Origin of the sequence: Actinomyces sp. zg328, from assembly GCF_009829635.1 — a bacterium.
In the GTDB taxonomy this organism is placed as follows: domain Bacteria; phylum Actinomycetota; class Actinomycetes; order Actinomycetales; family Actinomycetaceae; genus Actinomyces; species Actinomyces marmotae.
Genome location: NZ_VWPE01000002.1, coordinates 247,816 through 266,807, shown reverse-complemented (window position 1 = coordinate 266,807; position 18,992 = coordinate 247,816). Strand labels below are relative to the sequence as shown.

The window sequence follows — 18,992 nt, the reverse complement described above, 5'->3', positions numbered from 1 at the left end:
GGGCCCCGGCGGGGGCTCGCACCGCGCCCACCGGGGCCAGCCCCTGCGCGGCCGCGGTGCGCGCGCCGCCCGCGTCGGCGCGGAGGGCCCCGAGACCGCCGATGGCGTCATCGCCGCGCCCATGCAGGCCATCATCACCCGCATCTGCGTCGAGCCCGGCGCGCGGGTGGCCGAGGGCGACCTCCTCATCGTCCTGGAGTCGATGAAGATGGAGAACTACGTCCACGCGCCCTATGACGGCGTCGTCGAGGAGATCGCCGTGGGCGCCGGGACGACCGTGAGCGCCGGGGACGTCCTCATCCGCTTCGCCCGCGAGGCCGCCACCGGCCAGAAGGAGGCCTGAGCCATGACAAACACCGCCAACCCGGCGCCCGCCACGGGCGCCACCCCCGCGGCCGGCGGGGGCTCGACGATGGCCGATTCAGCGGCCACCCAGGCCTTCCGCGAGCGCATCGCCCGCGTTGACGCGCAGGCCGAGGAGACCGCCGCGTCCCGCCAGCACGCCAAGGGCAAGCAGACCGCCCGGGAGCGCATCGACGCCCTCCTCGACGAGGGGACCTTCCTGGAGATCGGTCGCTACACCGGCTCCGGCGCCGGCGCCAAGGCCTGCCCCTCCGGCGTCGTCACCGGATTCGGGCAGGTCGACGGCCGCCAGGTCGCCGTCTACTCCCAGGACTTCTCCGTCTCCGGCGGCGCCCTGGGCTCGGTGGAGGGGGACAAGATCGTCAGCCTCCTCGACGACGCCCTGCGCCTGCGCATCCCCGTGGTCGGGCTTATCGACTCCGGTGGCGCCAAGATCCAGGAGGGCGTGGGTGCCCTGCGCCAGTACGGGCGCATCTTCAACCGCACCTGCGCCGCATCCGGCCTCGTGCCCCAGATCAGCGTCATCCTCGGCCCCTGCGCCGGCGGCGCCGTCTACAGCCCGGCCCTGACCGACTTCGTCATCGCCACCCGCGAGGCCTCCCACATGTTCGTCACCGGCCCCGACGTCGTGCGCGCCGTCACCGGTGAGTCGATCAGCGCCGAGGACCTGGGCGGGGCCCGCGTCCACGGCAGTGTCTCCGGGGTCGTCCACTACGTCGCCGAGGACGAGGCGGATGCCCTCGACCAGGTGCGCACCCTCCTGGCCTACCTGCCTTCCTCGGCCGAGCTCGAGGCCCCGATGTACGAGTACACCGCCTCCGACCGCGAGGAGGACGCCGTCTCGGCCGCGCGGGTCGGCGCCCTCGTCCCGGCCTCCACCCGCCAGGCCTACGACGTCGTCGACGTCATCTCGGCGATCGTCGACCACGGCGAGCTCGTCCAGGTCCAGGAGGAGTACGCGCCCAACGTCGTCGTCGGCTTCGCCTGCTTCGAGGGCCGCCCCGTGGGCATCGTCGCCAACCAGCCCCTCGTCGACGCCGGCACCCTGGACACCGCCGCCTCCGAGAAGCTCGCCCGCTTCGTGCGCTTCTGCGACGCCTTCGGCCTGCCCGTGGTCACCCTCGTGGACGTCCCCGGCTACCGGCCCGGTGCCGAGCAGGAGCACGCCGGCATCATCCGCCGCGGTGCGAAGGTCATCAACGCCTACGCCACCGCCACCGTCCCCCTGGTGACCGTCATCCTGCGCAAGGCCTACGGCGGCGCCTACATCGTCATGGGCTCCAAGGCCATTGGCGCCGACCTCAACTTCTGCTGGCCCGGGGCCGAGATCGCCGTCCTGGGCGCCGCTGGGGCCGTGGGCATCATCCACCGCCGCGAGCTCGCCGCCGTGCGCGCCGAGTCCGGTGACGAGGCCGCCGCCGCCGAGCAGGAGCGCCTGACCGCCGCCTACACCGACGCCGTCATCAACCCGGACAAGGCCGTGGCCATCGGGGAGATCGACGCCGTCATCGCCCCCGAGGACACCCGCGCCGTCATCGCCGAGTCCCTGGCGGCCCTGCGCGGCAAGCGCGGCGCGAGGGCCGAGGGCCACAAGAAGCACGACAACGTCCCCCTATGAGACCCCCGAACCAGGGCGCGGCGCCGGCCAGCGGCGGCGACCGCGCCGCGGGGCCGCTCGCGCCGCGCGCCGCCCAGACCAGCATGACCACCCAGTCCCGCCACTACGAGGAAGATATGAGCCACTCCACCACCGCGATCCCCCGCACCACCGCCGCCCGCCTGAGCGCCGGCGAGCCCTACGTCCTGGCCTTCGGCGGCCAAGCCACCCCCTGGCGCGCCGTCCTGTCCGAGCTCGCTGGGCTGGACCGCGCGCTCTCCGCCCGCCTGGCCTCCATCGACGCCGCCGTCGCGCAGCGCCTGGCGCCGGTGGCCACCGAGCTGCTCACCATCTCCCCGCGCGGGGCCCGGCTCCTCGACGACGCCGCCGCGCCCGTCATCCCGGCCCCCTCCGGCAGGGGCGCCGCCGCCGCGGACACCGCGGACGTCTCCGTCCCCGGCATCCTCCTGGCCCAGCACGCCGCCCTGGACACCATGCGCTCGTGCGGGCTCGACGCCGTCGGTGAGGCCGCCTCGCGCCCCGCGGGCGTCATCGGGCACTCCCAGGGCGTCCTCGGCGCCGCCCTGCTAGAGGCCCTTCAGGGCCCCGCTGACCAGAGCGAGGACCGCGCCGTCGAGATCCACGCCATCGCCCGACTCATCGGCGCTGCCGCCGCCCGCGCCACCCGCCGCCTCGACCTGGGCACCGTGGGCGAGTCCACCCCCATGCTCTCCGTGCGCGGCGTGACCCGCAAGGTCCTCGACGCCGTGCTCGCGCGCGTCCCCGCGGCTGCGGGCATCTCGGTCGGCGTCATCAACGGCCGCCAGGCCCACATCCTGTCCGGGCGCCCCGCCGACCTTGAGCAGGTCGTCACGGCCCTGGAGGCGGCCGCCGCGCGCAGCGCCAAGGCCCGCAAGGAGCGCCGCCTCGGCGGCGCCGTCCTCGCTCCCGTCACCGAGTTCCTGGCCACCTCCGTGCCCTTCCACACCCCGCTGCTGGCCCCCGCCGTCGAGGACGTCGTGGACTGGGCGGGCCGCTGTGGCCTCGACCAGGCCGCGGCCCGCCGGCTCGCCGCGGCCGTCCTCATCGACGTCGTCGACTGGCCCGCCACCGTCACCGGCGCCCTGGAGGCCGCCAGCGCAGAGGGCACCCCGGTGCGCACCGTCGTCGACCTCGGCCCCGGCGCCGTGCTCTCCCGCCTCACCGAGGCCGTCCTGGCCGGCACCGGCTCGACCATCGTGGCCGCGGGCACCGCCACCGCCCTCGACGAACTCGACCGCGAGGGCGCCGAGCCCACCCGCACCGTCGACCGCTCCCGCTTCGCCCCGCGCCTGACCCGCCTGCCCGACGGGCGCCTCACCGTGGACACCGCCTTCACCCGCCTGACCGGCCGCAGCGCCGTCATGCTTGCCGGCATGACCCCCACCACCGTCGACCCGGCCATCGTCGCCGCCGCTGCCAACGCCGGCTACTGGGCCGAGCTCGCCGGCGGTGGGCAGACCACTGGCCCGGTCCTGACCGAGAACATCGCCGAGCTCACCAGGCTCCTCGACCCCGGCCGGACCGCCGCGTTCAACGCCATGTTCATGGACCGCTACCTGTGGAACCTCCACCTGGGCGCCCAGCGGCTCCTGTCCAAGGCCCGCATCGGCGGCGCCCCCGTGGACGGCATCACGATCTCGGCGGGTATCCCCGAGTTGGAGGAGGCCACGGCCCTGCTCAAGCGCTTCCACGCCGAGGGCTTCCCCTACATCGCCTTCAAGCCCGGCACCGTCGACCAGATCCGCCAGGTCCTGGCCATCGCCCGCGCCAACGAGGACACCCCCGTCATCATGCAGATCGAGGACGGCCACGCCGGCGGGCACCACTCGTGGGAGGACCTGGACACCATGCTCCTGGCCACCTACGACGCCATCCGCGCGGTCGACAACGTCGTCCTGTGCGTCGGCGGGGGCATCGGAACCCCCGAGCGCGCCGCCGACTACCTCACCGGCCGCTGGGCCCTGGCCTACGGCACCGCCGCGGCCCCCGTCGACGGCGTCATGGTCGGCACAGCCGCCATGACCTGCCTGGAGGCCAAGACCAACGACGACGTCAAGCAGCTGCTCGTCGACACCCCCGGCATCGACCCGGCCGACGAGGGCGGATGGGTCGCCTCCGGGGCCTCCATTGGCGGCATGACCTCGGGCCTGTCCCACCTGCGCGCCGACCTCTACGAGATCGACAACTCCTCGGCCCGCGCCTCCCGCCTCATCCAGGAGCTCGCCGGCGACGAGGCCGCCATGGCCGAGCGCCGCGAGGAGATGATCGAGGCCCTCTCGCGCACCGCCAAGCCCTACTTCGGCGACGTCGAGACCATGACCTACCTGGAGTGGGCCACCCGCTACGCCGAGCTGTGCGTCGCGCCTCATGACGGGCGCGCCGCCGTCGAGGCCGACTGGGCCGACGAGGGCTGGTACGACCGCTTCCTCGACCTCCTGCACCGCGTCGAGGCCCGCCTGTCGCCCGCGGACCGCGGCTCCATTGTCACGCTCTTCGCCGACTACGACGACGTCATCGACTCCGACGCCGCCCTGGCCGCCCTCGCGGGCGCCTACCCGAGCGCCGCCACCACCCGCGTCGAGCCCGTCGACGCCGCCTGGTTCGTCGACCTGTGCCGCAAGCACCCCAAGCCGGTGCCCTTCGTGCCCGTCGTCGATGCTGACATCCTGCGCTGGTGGGGCACCGACTCCCTGTGGCAGTCCCAGGACCCGCGGTACACCGCCGACCAGGTCCGCATCATCCCCGGCCCCGTGGCGGTGGCCGGCATCACCACCATCAACGAGCCTGTCGGAGAGCTCCTCGGCCGCTTCGAGACCGCCGCCGTCGAGGCCCTGACGGCCGCCGGCGCCCAGCCGGGCGAGGCCGCCGGCCGCATCGGCGCCGGCTGGGGGCCTGACTCCGCCCCCGTGGCCGACGCCCTCGCCCTCGTGCGCACCTCCCCGCACGTGCTGTGGAACGGGCACCTGTCCATCAACCCCGCCCGGGTCCTGCCCGACGAGGCCTACACCGTTACCGCCCGCCCCGACGTGGCGGCCGACGCCTACGACCTCGACATCCACCTCGACACGCATTGGGACTCCACCCCCGGCGGGGACGCCATCCACGCCGTGCGCCGCCTCGTCATCCCGCTGCGCCTGGCCCGCGCCGCCGACGGCGCCGTCCCCCTGGTGGACCCCGGCCGCATCAGCGAGACCATGAACGACCTCCTGCGGGTCACCGCCGGCGTGGGCGCCACCTCCATCACCGGCGACTTCGTCGAGCGGCTCCCCGAGGTGCGCCCCGCCGCCGACGGCGCCACCGACGCCCTGGGCCGCCCGGTCACCCAGCCCTTCGGCACCGTCCACGCCCAGTTCACGCTGGCGGAGACCCTCGGTCACGACCACGCCGCGGTGACCGCCGACGCGCTGCCCACGGACCTGTCCGCCGCGCCGCTGGTGCCCGATGCCCTCCTCGGCCCGGCCTGGCCCGTCGTCTACGCGGCCCTGGGCAGCGTCATCGAGGACGGCATGCCGCTCATCGAGGGGCTGCTCGGCGCCGTCCACCTCGACCACACGATCGACCTGCGCCGCCCGCTGGCCGAACTCGAGGCCTGGGCGGGTGCCGGCGCCCGCGTGCAGGTCGACGGCTGGGTCGCCGCGCTGGAGGAGTCCAGCGCCGGTCGCGTGGTCGACGTGCGCCTGCAGATGACCGACTGCTCCGGCGGCGATGACGACGGCGAGCTCATCGCCCTGCTGCGCGAGCGCTTCGCCATCCGCGGCCGCGCCTCCGGCTCAGCCGTCCCCTCGGCCCCCGAGCCCGCCGGCGGGACCGGCCGCGCCACCGCGCCGGCCGCCCGCCGCCTCCTGCGCCGCGTCACCGCCACCGCGCCCGCCGACATGACGGCCTTCGCGCGCGTCACCGGCGACTTCAACCCCATCCACACCAGTTACCACGCCGCGAGGGTCGCCGGCATGGACGCCCCGCTCGTCCACGGCATGTGGCTATCCGCCACCGCCCAGCAGGTCGCCGCCGCGGCCGCGGCCGACGGCACCCACCACGAGCTCGCCGGTTGGACCTACGTCATGACCGGCCCCGTCGAGCTGAACGACGACGTCGAGATCAGCGTGGAGCGCACCGGGCTCGTGCGCGGCGGAGGCTACGTCCTGGAGGCCGTATGCCGAGTCAACGGCGAGGTCGTTTCGCGCGGCACCGCCGTCACCCTGCCCGAGCCCACCGCCTACATCTACCCTGGCCAGGGCATTCAGAGTGCCGGCATGGGACTCGATGAGCGCGCCTCATCCAGGGCCGCCCGCGAGGTCTGGGAGCGGGCCGACGCCCACACCCGCGCCGAGCTCGGCTTCTCCGTCATCGCCCTCGTGCGCGACAACCCCACCGAGATGACCGCCCGGGGCGTGACCTACCGCCACCCCGAGGGCCTGCTCAACCTCACCCAGTTCACGCAGGTCGCCCTGGCCACCGTCGCCATGGCCTCCACGGCTCGCCTGGCCGAGGCCGGGGCGCTCGTCGAGGGCGCCGCCTTCGCCGGGCACTCCCTGGGCGAGTACACGGCCCTGTCCTCCTACGGGCGAGTCATGCCGGTGGAGACCACCATCTCCATCGTCTTCCAGCGCGGCTCCACGATGCATTCTCTCGTCCCGCGTGACGAGACCGGGGCCTCCAACTACCGGATGGGGGCGCTGCGCCCCAACCAGGCCGGCATCCGCGCCGAGGACGTCGAGTCCTACGTCGCCTCCATCTCCGAGGCGACCGGCGAGTTCCTGCAGATCGTCAACTACAACCTGGCCGGCGTGCAGTACGCCATCGCCGGGACCATCAAGGGCCTGGACGCCCTGGCCGCCGACGCGCGCGCCAAGGCCAAGGCCCGCGGCGGCAAGAACCCCTTCATGCTCGTGCCCGGTATCGACGTGCCCTTCCACTCCGAGGTCCTGCGCCCCGGCGTGGCCGAGTTCCGCGCCCGCCTTGAGCAGCTCGTCCCGGCCGACCTCGACGTCGACCGCCTCGAGAACTGCTACGTGCCCAACCTCGTGGCCCGCCCCTTCGCGCTGACCCGCGAGTTCGCCGCCTCGATCCTCGAGGTCGTGCCCTCCGAGCCGGTCCGCGCCGCCCTGGATGACTGGGACGGCTGGTCGGCGCGCCGCACCGAGCTCGGCCGCCTTCTGCTCATCGAGCTCTTGGCCTGGCAGTTCGCCTCCCCGGTGCGCTGGATTGAGACGCAGGACGTGCTGCTGCGCTCGCCCGCCGAGGGCGGGCTCGGCATCGAGCGCGTCGTCGAGGTGGGCCTGGCGGCCTCCCCGACCCTGGCGAACCTGGCCAGCAACACCCTCAAGCTCCCGGCCCACGCCGGGCGCCACGTGACCGTCCACAACGCCCGCCGCGACGAGGCCCGCGTGCTCGCCACCGACACCGACCCGGCCGTTGAGCTCGCCGAGCCGGTCGAGGAGGCCCCCGAGGCGGCCCCCGCCCCGGCGCCCGAGACGGCTGCTGAGACGGCGCCAGTCGAGGCGGCCCCCGCCCCGGCCGCCGAGCCCGCCGCCGCGGCGCCCGCCGCCAGTGGCCCCGTGGACGACCTGACCTTCGGAGCCACCGACGCCCTGACGGTCCTGCTGGCCCACGCCTCGCGGATCCGCCCCGAGCAGATCGGAGCCACGGACACCACCGAGACCCTCACCAACGGTGTCTCCTCCCGGCGCAACCAGCTCCTCATGGACCTGGGCACCGAACTCCAACTAGCCAGCATCGACGGCGCCGCCGACGCCGACATGACGGCCCTGGCCGCCACGGTCGCCAAGGGCGCCCCCGGGTACAAGGCCTTCGGGCCGGTCCTGTCCGACGCCATCCGCACGAGCCTGGGCCGCATCCTCGGCCCCTCGGGTGTGCGCGCGGCGCGCGTGGGCGAGCGGGTCAAGGGCACCTGGGGCCTGGGCGACGGATGGGTCTCCCATGTCACCGCCGAGCTCATGCTGGGAACCCGTGAGGGAGCCTCCATGCGCGGCGACGACCTGGCCAGCCTCGGCTCCTCCGCGCCGCTGACCAGCGCCGGCGCCGTCGACGCCCTCATCGACTCCGCCGTCCAGGCGGTCGCTGGCGCCCACGGGGTCAGTGTCGCCAAGCCCTCCGCCGCCGGTGGTGCCGGGGGAGCGGTGGTCGACTCCGCCGCCTTGGACGCCTTCGCCGCCACCGTCACCGGCTCCTCCGGCGTGCTGGCCGCCACCGCCCGCACCATCCTCGACGCCCTGGGGCTGTCCGAGAGGGTGACGATCCCCGCGGACGCCGACGACGAGGCCGTCGCCACCCGCGCCGCCCTGGCCGCGATCGATGCCGAGCTCGGCTCCGGCTGGGTCAAGTCCGTCACCCCGGCCTTCGAGCCCGCCCGCGCCGTCCTCATCGACGACCGCTGGGCGAGCGCCCGGGAGGACCTGGCCCGCCTGGGCAACGGCGAGCTCGACCTCGACGAGGCCCACCGCCTCCTGCGCCCCGAAGCCTTCACGGGCCTGGGCCAGGCCGTCGCCGATCAGGCCGACTGGTGGGCTCGCACCCTGCGCGCCGGCGGGCTCGCCGACCGCGAGGAGCGCGCGGCCCTGGCCGTCTCCCTGGCCTCCGCCGCCCGCGCCACCGCCGCCCAGGGCGACGCGGCCATCCGCTGGGCCGACGACGTCGCCGTGGTCACCGGCGTGGCCCCCGGCTCCATCGCCGCCGCCGTCACCGGTGAGCTGCTGGCGGGCGGCGCGACGGTCGTGGCCACCTCCTCGCGGCTGAGCCACGAGCGCCTGGCCTTCGCCACGCGCCTGTACCGCGAGCACGCCTCCGCCGGCGCCCGCCTGTGGATCGTGCCCGCCAACCTCGCCTCCTACCGTGACGTCGACGCTCTGGCCGACTGGATCGGCAACGAGCAGGCCGTCACCGAGGGGGGCAAGACCACCATCGTCAAGGAGGCCCTCGTCCCGACCCTCCTGTTCCCCTTCGCGGCCCCCCGGGTCATGGGGACCCTCGCCGACGCCGGCCCCGCCGCCGAGTCCCAGACCCGCCTCCTGCTGTGGAGCGTCGAGCGGAGCATCGCCGCGCTGAGCGCCATCGGCACCGACACGCATGTGGACCACCGCCTGCACGTCGTCCTGCCCGGCTCCCCGAACCGCGGCACCTTCGGCGGTGACGGCGCCTACGGTGAGGTCAAGGCCGCGCTCGACGCCATCGTCAACCGCTGGTCCTCCGAGTCTGCCTGGTCCGGGCGGGTCACCCTGGCCCACCCGCGCATCGGCTGGGTCCGCGGCACCGGCCTCATGGGCGGCAACGACCCGCTGGTCGAGGCCGTCGAGGCCGCCGGGGTGCGCACCTGGTCCACCGAGGAGATGGCCGCCGAGCTCATGAGCCTGTGCGACCACGCCGCCCGCGCCAGGGCCGCCGAGCGCCCTGTCGAGGCCGACCTGACCGGGGGCCTGGGCGACGGCCTTGACCTCGTCGCCCTGCGCGAGTCCGCCGCCGCCTCCCTGGCGGCCGCCAAGGCCGCCCCCGCCGAGCAGCGCGCCGAGATCCGCGCCCTGCCCTCGCCGGTGGTGCCCACCCAGCCCACGGCCCCCCAGTGGGGCGACGTGGAGGCCGACCTGGACGACATGGTCGTCATCGTCTCCACCGGTGAGATCTCCACCTGGGGTTCGGGCCGCACCCGCCGCGAGGCGGAGCTGGGCATGAGCGGCGGGGAGGACGTCGAGCTCACCGCCGCGGGCGTCCTCGAGCTCGCCTGGGGCATGGGCCTGCTCACCTGGTACGACTCGCCGAAGGCCGGCTGGTACGACACTGACGGCGAGCGCGTCCCCGAGGAGGACATCTGGACCCGCTACCGTGACGAGGTCGTGGCCCGCTGCGGCATCCGCGAGTTCGTCGACGACGGCGTCATCGCCACCATCGCCGACGAGGAGGTCGCCGTCTACCTCGACCACGACATCACGCTGAGCGTGCCCGACGAGGCCACGGCCCGCACCATCGAGGCCTCCGACCCCGAGCACACCCTCGTGGCCCCCGACGCCGAGACCGGCGAGTGGACCGTCACCCGCCTGGCCGGGTCGCTGGCCCGCGTCCCGCGCCGCGCGGCTCTGTCGCGCACCGTGGGCGGCCAGTTCCCGGTGGACTTCAACCCCGAGCGCTGGGGCATCCCGGCGGCCATGGTCCAGGGCATGGACACCATTGCCTCCTGGAACCTGGTGACTGCCGTCGAGGCCTTCCTCGCCGCCGGCTTCACCCCGGCCGAGCTGCTCACCGCCGTCCACCCCTCCGACGTGGCCTCCACGCAGGGCACGGGCTTCGGAGGCATGGAGTCCATGCGCAAGATGTTCGTTGGCCGCCTGCTGGGCGAGGAGCGCCCCAGCGACATCCTCCAGGAGGCCCTGCCCAACGTCGTCGCCGCGCATGTCATGCAGTCCTACATCGGCGGCTACGGCTCCATGGTCCAGCCGGTGAGCGCCTGCGCCACCGCGGCCGTGTCCATCGAGGACGGCTGGGACAAGATCACCCTGGGCAAGGCCGACGTCGTCATCGCCGGCGCCATCGACGACATCTCGATCGAGTCGGTCGTCGGCTTCGGCAACATGAATGCCACCGCGGAGGCGGCCGCCATGCGCGCCAAGGGCATCTCTGACCGCCACTTCTCGCGGGCCAACGACCGCCGCCGCGGCGGCTTCGTCGAGGCCGAGGGCGGCGGGACGGTCATCCTGGCCCGCGCCTCCGTGGCGGCGCGCCTGGGCCTGCCCGTGGCCGGCGTGGTCGGCTTCGTCTCCTCCTACGCCGACGGCGCTCACACCTCCATCCCGGCCCCGGGCCTGGGGGCGCTGGGAGCCGGCCGCGGCGGCACCGACTCGCGCCTGGCGCGCGCCCTGCGCTCGCTCGGGGTGGAGGCCGACGACATCGCCCTGGTCTCCAAGCACGACACCTCCACGAGCGCCAACGACCCCAACGAGTCCGAGCTCCACACCCGCCTGGCGCGGGCGCTGGGACGCTCCGAGGGCAACCCGCTCGTGGCGGTCTCCCAGAAGACCATCACCGGCCACGCCAAGGGCGGCGCCGCGGTCTTCCAGGTCGCTGGCCTCACCGAGATCCTGGCCACCGGCGTCGCTCCCGGCAACGCCTCCCTCGACGTCGTCGACGCCCCGCTGGCCAAGGACGCCTTCTGGGTGTGGCCGCGCACCCCGATGCGGCTCGCCGGCCGCGGAGGGGAGTCGGGGCGCGTGCCCGGCGCCGGCCCGGTGCGCGCCGGCCTGCTGACCTCCCTCGGCTTCGGGCACGTCTCCGGGCTCATCGCCCTGGTCCACCCCGGCGCCTTCGAGGCCGCCCTGCGCAAGGCCGGCGGCCAGGAGGCCGTTGACGCCTGGCTCGCCTCGGCCAACGCCCGCCTCGCCGCGGGCACGCGCCGCCGCCGCGCCGGCATGATCGGCCGTGTCGAGCTCTTCGAGCAGGTCCAGGGACGCCGCCTCGGAGAGGCCAGCAAGAACCGCGACCCGCATGAGGTCGAGGCCGCCATGCTCCTGGACCCCGAGGCGCGACTGGGCGCCGACGGCGTCTACCACGCGGGGGAGTGACCCCGCTCGGCGCGGGCCCGGCGATCCCCTCAGGGGACCGCCGGGCCCGCGCCCGTACCCACCCCTGGACATCCAGGGACTTCGGTCCTACTCTTCTCACGTGCTGGGATGCTGCGCCGTCGCTGATGACGAGCGCCCGAGAATCGCCCAGCACCGACCACCCTCCTGGAGGCCCCCGTGAGCGAGACCACCTATCAGGCGATCGCCATGATCATCTACTTCGTCGCGATGATCATGATCGGCCTGTGGGCCTATACCCGCACCAACGACATCGATGACTACATGCTCGGCGGGCGCGACCTCAACCCCTTCGTCGCCGCCCTGTCGGCGGGCGCGGCGGACATGTCCGGCTGGCTGCTTATGGGCCTTCCCGGCGCCCTGTACGCCTCGGGCTTCGTGGAGGCCTGGATCGCCGTCGGTCTGACCATCGGCGCCTGGGTCAACTGGAAGGTGACCGCGCCACGGCTGCGCGCCTACACGGAGGTCGCCGGGGACGCCATCACGATCCCGAGCTTCCTCGACAACCGCCTGCACGACCCCAGGCGCATGCTGCGCTGGGCCTCCGGGCTCATCATCCTGGTCTTCTTCACCCTGTACGTGTCCTCCGGCATGGTGGCCGGAGGCGTCTTCTTCCAGTCCTCCTTCGGAATGGACTACCGGCTCGGCATGACGCTCGTCGCCGCGATCACCGTGCTCTACACGCTCGTGGGGGGCTTCCTCGCGGTGTCCTGGACGGACCTCGTCCAGGGCCTCATGATGGTCGCCGCGCTCCTGGCCGTGCCCATCGTGGGGATCGCGCGCGCCGGAGGCACCTCCCAGTTGGTTGAGCGGGTCAGCGAGGTCGATCCCAGCTACTGGGCCCTGTGGGGCCCCTCGGTGTCCACCATTGGCGTCATCTCAGCGCTGGCCTGGGGCCTGGGCTACTTCGGCCAGCCCCATATCATCGTGCGCTTCATGGCGATCCGCACCCCGCGCGAGGCCGTCCAAGGCCGGCGCATCGGGATCGGCTGGATGCTCTTCGCCGTGGCCGGCGCCGCCGGCACCGCCGTGGTCGGCGTAGCCGAGTACGGGCGCGACCCCTCGCGCCTGGCGGACCCGGAGGCCGTCTTCATCGAACTCGGCCAGCTCATGTTCCACCCGCTCGTCGCCGGCTTCATGCTCGCCGCGATCCTGGCGGCCATCATGTCCACGGTCTCCTCCCAACTGCTCGTCACCTCCTCGGCCCTCGTGGAGGACCTCTACCGGGCGCTGCGCAGGAACCCCCCCTCGGGCGGGCACCTCATCATCATGTCGCGCAGCGCGGTGCTCGCCGTCGCCCTCGTCGCGGCGGTGATGGCCTGGGAGCAGAACGACACGATCCTTGCCCTCGTCGCCTTCGCCTGGGCCGGCTTCGGGGCCTCCTTCGGCCCGACCGTTCTGCTGAGCCTCTACTGGCGCGGCCTGACCTCCGTCGGAGCCGTGGCGGGCATGGCCGCGGGCGCCCTCATGGTCATCATCTGGGGCAACGTCGACGGCGGCCCCGGCGGGATCTTCGACCTGTACGAGATCATCCCCGGCTTCCTGACGAATCTGGCCGTGGCCTGGGGCGTCTCCCGCCTGGGCACCCCGCACCCCGACGTCGCCGAGGAGTTCTCCCGCGCCGTCGCCGCCTCCCGTGCCTGAGGCGCCCCGCCTGCCCCGGCTTCCCGGTGACGGCGGCCCCGGGGGCCCAGACGCTCCCACGGGCATCGCGGGCGCGGTGGGCATGGACCTCGTCCACGTGCCGGGCCTGGCGCACCAGCTGACGATCCCCGGGACCGTCTTCGCCGAGCGGGCCTTCACCGCTCGTGAGCTGCGTGAGGCCCAGCGCCGCGCTGATCGCACCGGCGCGCTGGTCGCCGAGCCCCTGGCCGCCAGGTGGGCCGCCAAGGAGTCCTTCATTAAGGCCTGGAGCCAGGCGCTCGTTGCCAGGGCCCGGGACGGCCGGGGGGGCGGCGGCACCGCGCCGGTCATCGCCCCGGAGTCCGTGGACTGGCGCGAGATCGAGATCGTCTCCGACCGCTGGGGGCGCCCGTCGCTGAGCCTGACCGGCGCCATCGCCGACGCCGTCGAGTCCAGTCTCGGGCCCGGGGCGGCCTCCCCGGGGCACTGGCCGGTGTCCCTGACCCATGACGGGGACTGGGCCGCCGCCATCGTCCTGTGGGCCGGTGCCTGATCACGCGCTTTGTGCCCGCCGGGAGGCTACCGCCTCCACGCCAAGGCCGATACGTTAGGCATGACGGCGATGCGCCGTCGGAGAGGGGAGCACGATGATGAAACGCGCGCTCATCATCGTCGATGTGCAGAACACCTTCTGCGAGGGCGGCCACCTGGCCGTCACGGGTGGCACCGCCGTCGCCAGGCGCATCGCCGCCTGGCTCAACGGCGGGGCGGGCGCCCACTACGCCGTGATCGTCACCACCCAGGACTGGCACATCCAGCCGGGCGACCACTTCTCCGCCCACCCCGATTTCGTGGACACCTGGCCCGTCCATGCCGCCGCCGGCACCGACGACGCCGCCCTGCGGCCCGAGATCACCTCCGCCGCGCCGGGGGCCACCGCCTTCTACAAGGGCCAGTACTCCGCGGCCTACTCGGGTTTCGAGGGCCTTGACGCGCCGACCGCCGGGACCTACCTCGACCCGTGGCTGCGCGAGCGCGGCATCGGCGCGGTCGACGTCGCCGGGCTCGCCCTCGACTACTGCGTGCGCGCCACCGCCCTCCAGGCAGCGGCCCTGGGATACACCACCCGGGTTCTCACCGATCTCACCGCGCCCGTGAGCGAGGGCAGCGCGCCGGCGGTCCTCGCCGAGCTCGCCCTCGCTGGAGTGGAGGCGCTGGACTCAGGCGGAGCGGATCTCTGAGGCCGCCCGACCGCCCCGCCGGGCCAGGCCCTCGGCGCGGACCACGGGCCCGAGCTCGGAGAGCAGCATCGCTGTCAGCGCCAGGCCGCCGCCCACCAGCAGGCGCCAGGTCATGGGTTCCTGACCGGCGAGGATGGCGAACAGCGAGGCGAAGACCGGCTCGAAGGTCATGACCACCACGGCGCGGACCGCGCTCATCCGCGCCTGCGCCCAGGTCTGGACCAGCAGGGCCAACAGGCCCGAGGCCAGCGCCATCCACAGCAGCGGGCCCCACACGCTCCACGTCATCGGCACCCGTACCCCTCCCGGCAGCGCCGCCGGCCACAGGACGGCGCAGATCCCGAGCATCTGCAGCGCGGTCAGGCTCAGGGGGTCCCGCCCCTTAACGAGGCGGCCCAGGAGCACGATATGCAGCGCGTAGAGGAACGCCGAGGCCAGGAGCAGTGGGATGCCCGCGTCCAGGGCGAGGCCGTCGAGGCTCAGCGCGCCGACCCCGCCAAGCGCCAGAACGGCCGCCACCCACGTTGCCCGGGACACGCGCGCGCGCAGCAGGACCAGCGCGAGCATCGGCGTGATGACCACGTACAGGGCGGTGATGAAGCCCGCCGTCGAGGCCGGCGCATAGCGCAGCCCCACCGTCTGCGCGATCTGCGCCAGCCCGTAGACCGCGCCCACGCCGATTCCCGTGAGCGCCTGAGCGCGGCTCAGCGCCCGCAGTCGCCGCCCCGACAGTGCGCAGGCCGCGCCGCCCGCGATCGCGAAGCGCACCGCCAGGAAGTCTGCTGCCCCCACGTGGTCGAGGGCGTCCTTGAGCATGAAGAAGGTCGATCCCCAGATCGCGGTGACCAGGAGCAGGCAGGCCGTGGGGAGGAGTGAGGAAAGGAGCGCCGGTCCCGCCGCGTGGGACGACGCCGTCTCAGCGCTGGGCGGCATGACGACCTCCGGGGCGAAAGAGGGAACGGCTCACTCCTCCCGATGGTAGATCCGGAACCCCGCCCTCGCCGATCCCACGGCGCCCCGGCGCGCCTGGCCGGCCTCGTCACGGGGCCGATGCGTGGATGTCTCGCCCCCGTCGCGCCGTTGGGCGGTGCGGGCCTCCTCGGGGTAGAGTCACCCCAGCAACGTGCTCCGGGGTCGGTGGAAATCCGAGCCGGCGGTGAGAGTCCGCGACCCGAGCCCTTCGCCCGCCGGGCGGGACGGCTCGGCTGAGCCGGTGGAATTCCGGCACCGACGGTGAGAGTCCGGATGGGAGGAAGCACGGGGCGGCCGCGTGGGCCGGATAGGCCACGTGTAGGCGCCATCAGCGCCAGCCGCCACGGGAGCCGCGCCCTGAGCGCCGCTGGCCCACCACCCCGGAGAGCGCCCCCGGGGCCACCGGGGGAGAGCCCGGAGGAGAACCGAGGTGCGAGGCGGCAGCAGTCCCAGCGCCACGAGCGCGGAACGACCCTCGTGGCGTGGCAGGCGCCGGAGCGACGAGCGCGGCGGGCCCCTGCCCGCGCTACTGGTGGGCGCCGTCGTTCTGCTGCTCTGGCTCGCCCTCTCCCGCGGCGGCGCCATCCCGCAGATCCTTCTGCCGGACCCGCTGCGGGTCCTGGAGCGCCTGTGGCTGGCCACCACGAGAGCCGGCCTGCTGGACTACGCCTGGGTGACGCTCCGCGAGGCGGTCCTGGGCTGCGCCAGCGCGGCCGCCTTCGCGATCCCCCTGGCCTGGATGCTGCACCACTGGGAGCTCTTCCGCCGCGCGGTGCTGCCCTACGTGGCGGCCAGCCAGGCGGTCCCCGCGATCGCCATCGCCCCCCTGCTCGTCCTGTGGATCGGCTACGGCACCGTGCCGATCGTCGTCCTGTGCGCCTTCATGGTCTTCTTCCCGATCACTGTCACCGTCCTGCTGGGCCTGCGCGGACTGGACGCCGACGTGCTCGACGCGGCCCGGCTCGACGGCGCGCACGGCTGGACGATGATCATCCACATGGAGGCGCCCATGGTCCTGCCGGCGATCCTCGCCGGCGTGCGCACGGCTTTCACCCTGTCCATCACCGGCGCCGTCATCGGCGAGATGGTCATGGGTGGCGACGGCATGGGGCAGCTGCTGTCCATCCAGCGCGACGCCGTCGACACCACCGGCCTGTTCGCCACCATCACCCTGCTGTGCGTCATGGCCACCACCGTCCACTGGCTGCTGCTGGTCGCCGAGCACCGCAGCCGGACCGTCGCCGCCCTGCGCGGGAGGCGCGCCACCTGAGCCCCGACCGCTGACCGAACTGCCCCGCGACCCGTACTACTCAAGGAGAACACCGTGACCAGACAGTCCTCCCGCCCCCGTCTCACCCGCAGGGGCCTCATCGCCTCCGCCCTGGCCCTGACCGGGGGCGGCGCCCTGGCCGCCTGCTCGTCGGGCACTGCCTCCCAGGCCCTCCGGCCCGGCGGCGCGGCGACGGGCGGCCCGCTGACCATCGGGTTGACCTACACGCCGAACATCCAGTTCGCGCCCTTCTACATGGCCCTGGCCAACAAGGACTACGAGCCGGCCGTCAAGTTGCGCCACCACGGCGGCTCCGAGGGGCTCTTCGACGCGCTGCTGGCCGGCACCGAGCAGATGGTCATCGCCGGGGCCGATGAGGCGGTGGTCGCGGCCTCCAACGGCTCGCCGCTGGTGGTCATCGGCGGCTACTACCAGCGCCACCCGGGATGCGTCATCGCCCGCGAGGACTCCGCCGTCGCCTCGCTGGCCGACCTCAAGGGCCGGGTCGTGGGTCTGCCCGGGCGCACGGGGGAGAACTGGTACGCCCTCCAGGTGGCGTTGCGGAGCGCCGGATTGAGCGAATCCGACCTGACGATCCTCGAGATCGGCTTCACCCAGCAGGCCGCCCTGGCCCAGCCCAAGCCCAGCGCGGGGGACGCCTCCAGGCCCGACGCGATCATCGGCTTCTCGAACAACGACGCCGTCGGGCTCAAGGAGGCGGGAGTGGCCGTGCGCACCATCCCCATCGGTGATGACGTCCCCCTCATCGGCGCCTCCCTGGTCACCACGCGGGCGGTCCTGGAGGCGCGCCGCGCCGAGCTCGCCGACGCCGTCATGGCCTCCTCGCGTGGCATGGCCGCCTTCGTGGCCGACCCCGATGCCGCAGTGACCGCGACCCGCCAGTACGTGCCCGACCTGGTGGACGACGCGCAGGCCGCGCAGGCCCGCGCCGTCGCCGTGGCCACGGCAGAACTCATCGCCCCTCAGGGCTCCGACACCACCATCGGGGCGCTCGAGCGGGCCAAGGCGGCCACCATGATCGAGTTCCTGGGCACTCAGGGCATCCTCGGCCCGACGGAGGTCACCGCCGACGCCGTCTGCCAGCCGCTGCTCGCCGCCTGACGGGCGCGCCCCAGGGCTTAGAGGAAGCGCCCCGGGGCACGGTCAGAGCCGGCAGGCCAGCAGCTCGGAGACGAGGATCGCGCGGGCGCCCACCTCGTGGAGTTCATCCATGAGGCGGTTCATATCCGCGCGCGGCACCATGGAGCGCACCGCCACCCACTCCGGGTTCTGCAGCGGTGACACCGTGGGGGACTGGATGCCAGGTGTGATCTCGGTGGCCTGGCGCAGGCGGTTGATGGGCACGTCGTAGTCCATGAGCACGTAGGATCGCGCCCGCATGACGCCTTCGAGGCGCCGCACGAGCGTGGCCAGTCCCGGCTCACCCGCGAAAGCCTCGGTGGTGATGAGGACCGCCTCGCTGGTGAGGATCGGCTCGCCGAAGACCTCCAGCCCAGCGGCGCGCAGGGTGGTGCCGGTCTCGACGACGTCGGCGATGAGGTCGGCGACGCCGAGGTGGACGGAGGACTCCACGGCGCCGTCGAGGTGGACGGTGGCGGCCTCGATGCCCCGCTCGGCGAGGAACGCGCGCACGAGCACGTCGTAGGAGGTCGCGATCCGCTTGCCCGCGATGTCGGAGAGATCGCTCATGGCTCCGGCGGGGGCGGCGAAGCGGAAGGTGGAGCGGGCGAAGCCGAGGGCCAGGTGCTCGATGGCCTGGACGCCGGAGTCCAGGAGGAGGTCGCGGCCGGTGATGCCGGCATGGACCGTGCCCTGGCCAACATACACGGCGATGTCGCGGGGGCGCAGGAAGAAGAGCTCGACGTCGTTGGCCTCATCGCGGAGGACCAGCTCGCGCCCGGTGCGGCGCGCGCGGTAGCCCGCCTCCTTGAGTAGCGAGATGGCCGGGTCGGACAGGGAGCCCTTGTTGGGGACGGCGATGCGCAGCATGGTGGTGGTCCTTAGGGTCACAAGTACTTGTAGACGTCGTCGAGCGTGTAGCCCTTGGCGATCATCATGACCTGGGTGTGGTAGAGCAGTTGGGACAGCTCCTCGCAGGCGGCCTCATCGGATTCGTGCTCGCAGGCCATCCAGGCCTCTGCGGCCTCCTCCACGAGCTTCTTGCCGATGAAGTGGACGCCGCGGTCGAGCTCGGTCACGGTGCCCGATCCCTCGGGCCGTGTGGCGGCCCGCTCCTGCAACTGCGCGAAAAGATCGTCGAAGCGTGTCATCTGCCCAGG

Annotated in this window: 11 protein-coding genes and 1 riboswitch; of the genes, 8 read left to right on the top strand and 3 right to left on the bottom strand. The window is 73.7% G+C overall.

Annotated features, from left to right (window positions below; translation table 11 throughout):
• From GVV75_RS02430 to GVV75_RS02405, 6 genes are all read left to right on the top strand, one after another.
• Positions 1-343: acetyl-CoA carboxylase biotin carboxyl carrier protein subunit (locus GVV75_RS02430; RefSeq protein ID WP_201288684.1), on the top strand; the 343-nt coding region annotated here is incomplete at its 5' end.
• A gap of 69 nt (positions 344-412) precedes the next feature.
• A complete protein-coding gene (locus GVV75_RS02425; protein ID WP_413227749.1) occupies positions 413-1,981 on the top strand; it encodes an acyl-CoA carboxylase subunit beta in 1,569 nt (522 codons plus the stop codon).
• 116 nt (positions 1,982-2,097) lie between these two features.
• Positions 2,098-11,568 carry a type I polyketide synthase gene (locus GVV75_RS02420; RefSeq protein WP_159813326.1) on the top strand — a complete coding sequence of 3,157 codons (9,471 nt, stop codon included), beginning with the start codon at positions 2,098-2,100 and terminating at the stop codon, positions 11,566-11,568.
• Between the two features lie 177 nt (positions 11,569-11,745).
• Complete coding sequence (putP, locus tag GVV75_RS02415; protein ID WP_159813304.1) at positions 11,746-13,230, top strand: sodium/proline symporter PutP; 1,485 nt, start codon at positions 11,746-11,748, stop codon at positions 13,228-13,230.
• Positions 13,223-13,762, top strand: a complete 540-nt coding sequence (locus GVV75_RS02410) for a holo-ACP synthase (protein ID WP_442858377.1) — start codon at positions 13,223-13,225, stop codon at positions 13,760-13,762. Before putP ends, GVV75_RS02410 begins: the two co-directional genes overlap by 8 nt.
• A gap of 94 nt (positions 13,763-13,856) precedes the next feature.
• On the top strand, positions 13,857-14,450 hold the full coding sequence (locus GVV75_RS02405) for an isochorismatase family protein (protein ID WP_159523776.1): 594 nt from the start codon (positions 13,857-13,859) through the stop codon (positions 14,448-14,450).
• Here GVV75_RS02405 and GVV75_RS02400 read toward each other — a convergent pair.
• On the bottom strand, positions 14,430-15,383 hold the full coding sequence (locus tag GVV75_RS02400) for a DMT family transporter (RefSeq protein WP_159523774.1): 954 nt from the start codon (positions 15,381-15,383) through the stop codon (positions 14,430-14,432). The two genes, GVV75_RS02405 and GVV75_RS02400, sit on opposite strands and share 21 nt — an antisense overlap.
• Positions 15,384-15,570: 187 nt before the next feature.
• A riboswitch (FMN riboswitch) is annotated at positions 15,571-15,712 on the top strand.
• Between the two features lie 140 nt (positions 15,713-15,852).
• On the opposite strand from GVV75_RS02400, the gene GVV75_RS02395 reads away from it, so the two are divergent.
• Together GVV75_RS02395 and GVV75_RS02390 are read left to right on the top strand one after the other, a co-directional pair.
• Entirely contained in the window at positions 15,853-16,692 is an 840-nt protein-coding gene (locus tag GVV75_RS02395; protein WP_159523772.1) for an ABC transporter permease, read from the top strand.
• 54 nt (positions 16,693-16,746) lie between these two features.
• Entirely contained in the window at positions 16,747-17,814 is a 1,068-nt protein-coding gene (locus tag GVV75_RS02390; protein WP_159813302.1) for an ABC transporter substrate-binding protein, read from the top strand.
• 42 nt (positions 17,815-17,856) lie between these two features.
• Here the strand turns inward: GVV75_RS02390 and hisG are convergent, their stop codons facing one another.
• On the bottom strand, positions 17,857-18,702 hold the full coding sequence (hisG, locus tag GVV75_RS02385) for an ATP phosphoribosyltransferase (protein ID WP_159523768.1): 846 nt from the start codon (positions 18,700-18,702) through the stop codon (positions 17,857-17,859).
• A gap of 17 nt (positions 18,703-18,719) precedes the next feature.
• A complete protein-coding gene (locus GVV75_RS02380) occupies positions 18,720-18,983 on the bottom strand; it encodes a phosphoribosyl-ATP diphosphatase (RefSeq protein WP_159523766.1) in 264 nt (87 codons plus the stop codon).
• Between the last annotated feature and the right edge of the window lie 9 nt (positions 18,984-18,992).

Coding starts and splice junctions, on each gene's coding strand:
- GVV75_RS02425 (WP_413227749.1), top strand. CDS start 413: ATGGCCGATTCAGCGGCCACCCAGGCCTTCCGCGAGCGCATCGCCCGC.
- GVV75_RS02420 (WP_159813326.1), top strand. CDS start 2,098: ATGAGCCACTCCACCACCGCGATCCCCCGCACCACCGCCGCCCGCCTG.
- GVV75_RS02405 (WP_159523776.1), top strand. CDS start 13,857: ATGATGAAACGCGCGCTCATCATCGTCGATGTGCAGAACACCTTCTGC.
- GVV75_RS02400 (WP_159523774.1), bottom strand. CDS start 15,383: ATGCCGCCCAGCGCTGAGACGGCGTCGTCCCACGCGGCGGGACCGGCG.
- hisG (WP_159523768.1), bottom strand. CDS start 18,702: ATGCTGCGCATCGCCGTCCCCAACAAGGGCTCCCTGTCCGACCCGGCC.
- GVV75_RS02380 (WP_159523766.1), bottom strand. CDS start 18,983: ATGACACGCTTCGACGATCTTTTCGCGCAGTTGCAGGAGCGGGCCGCC.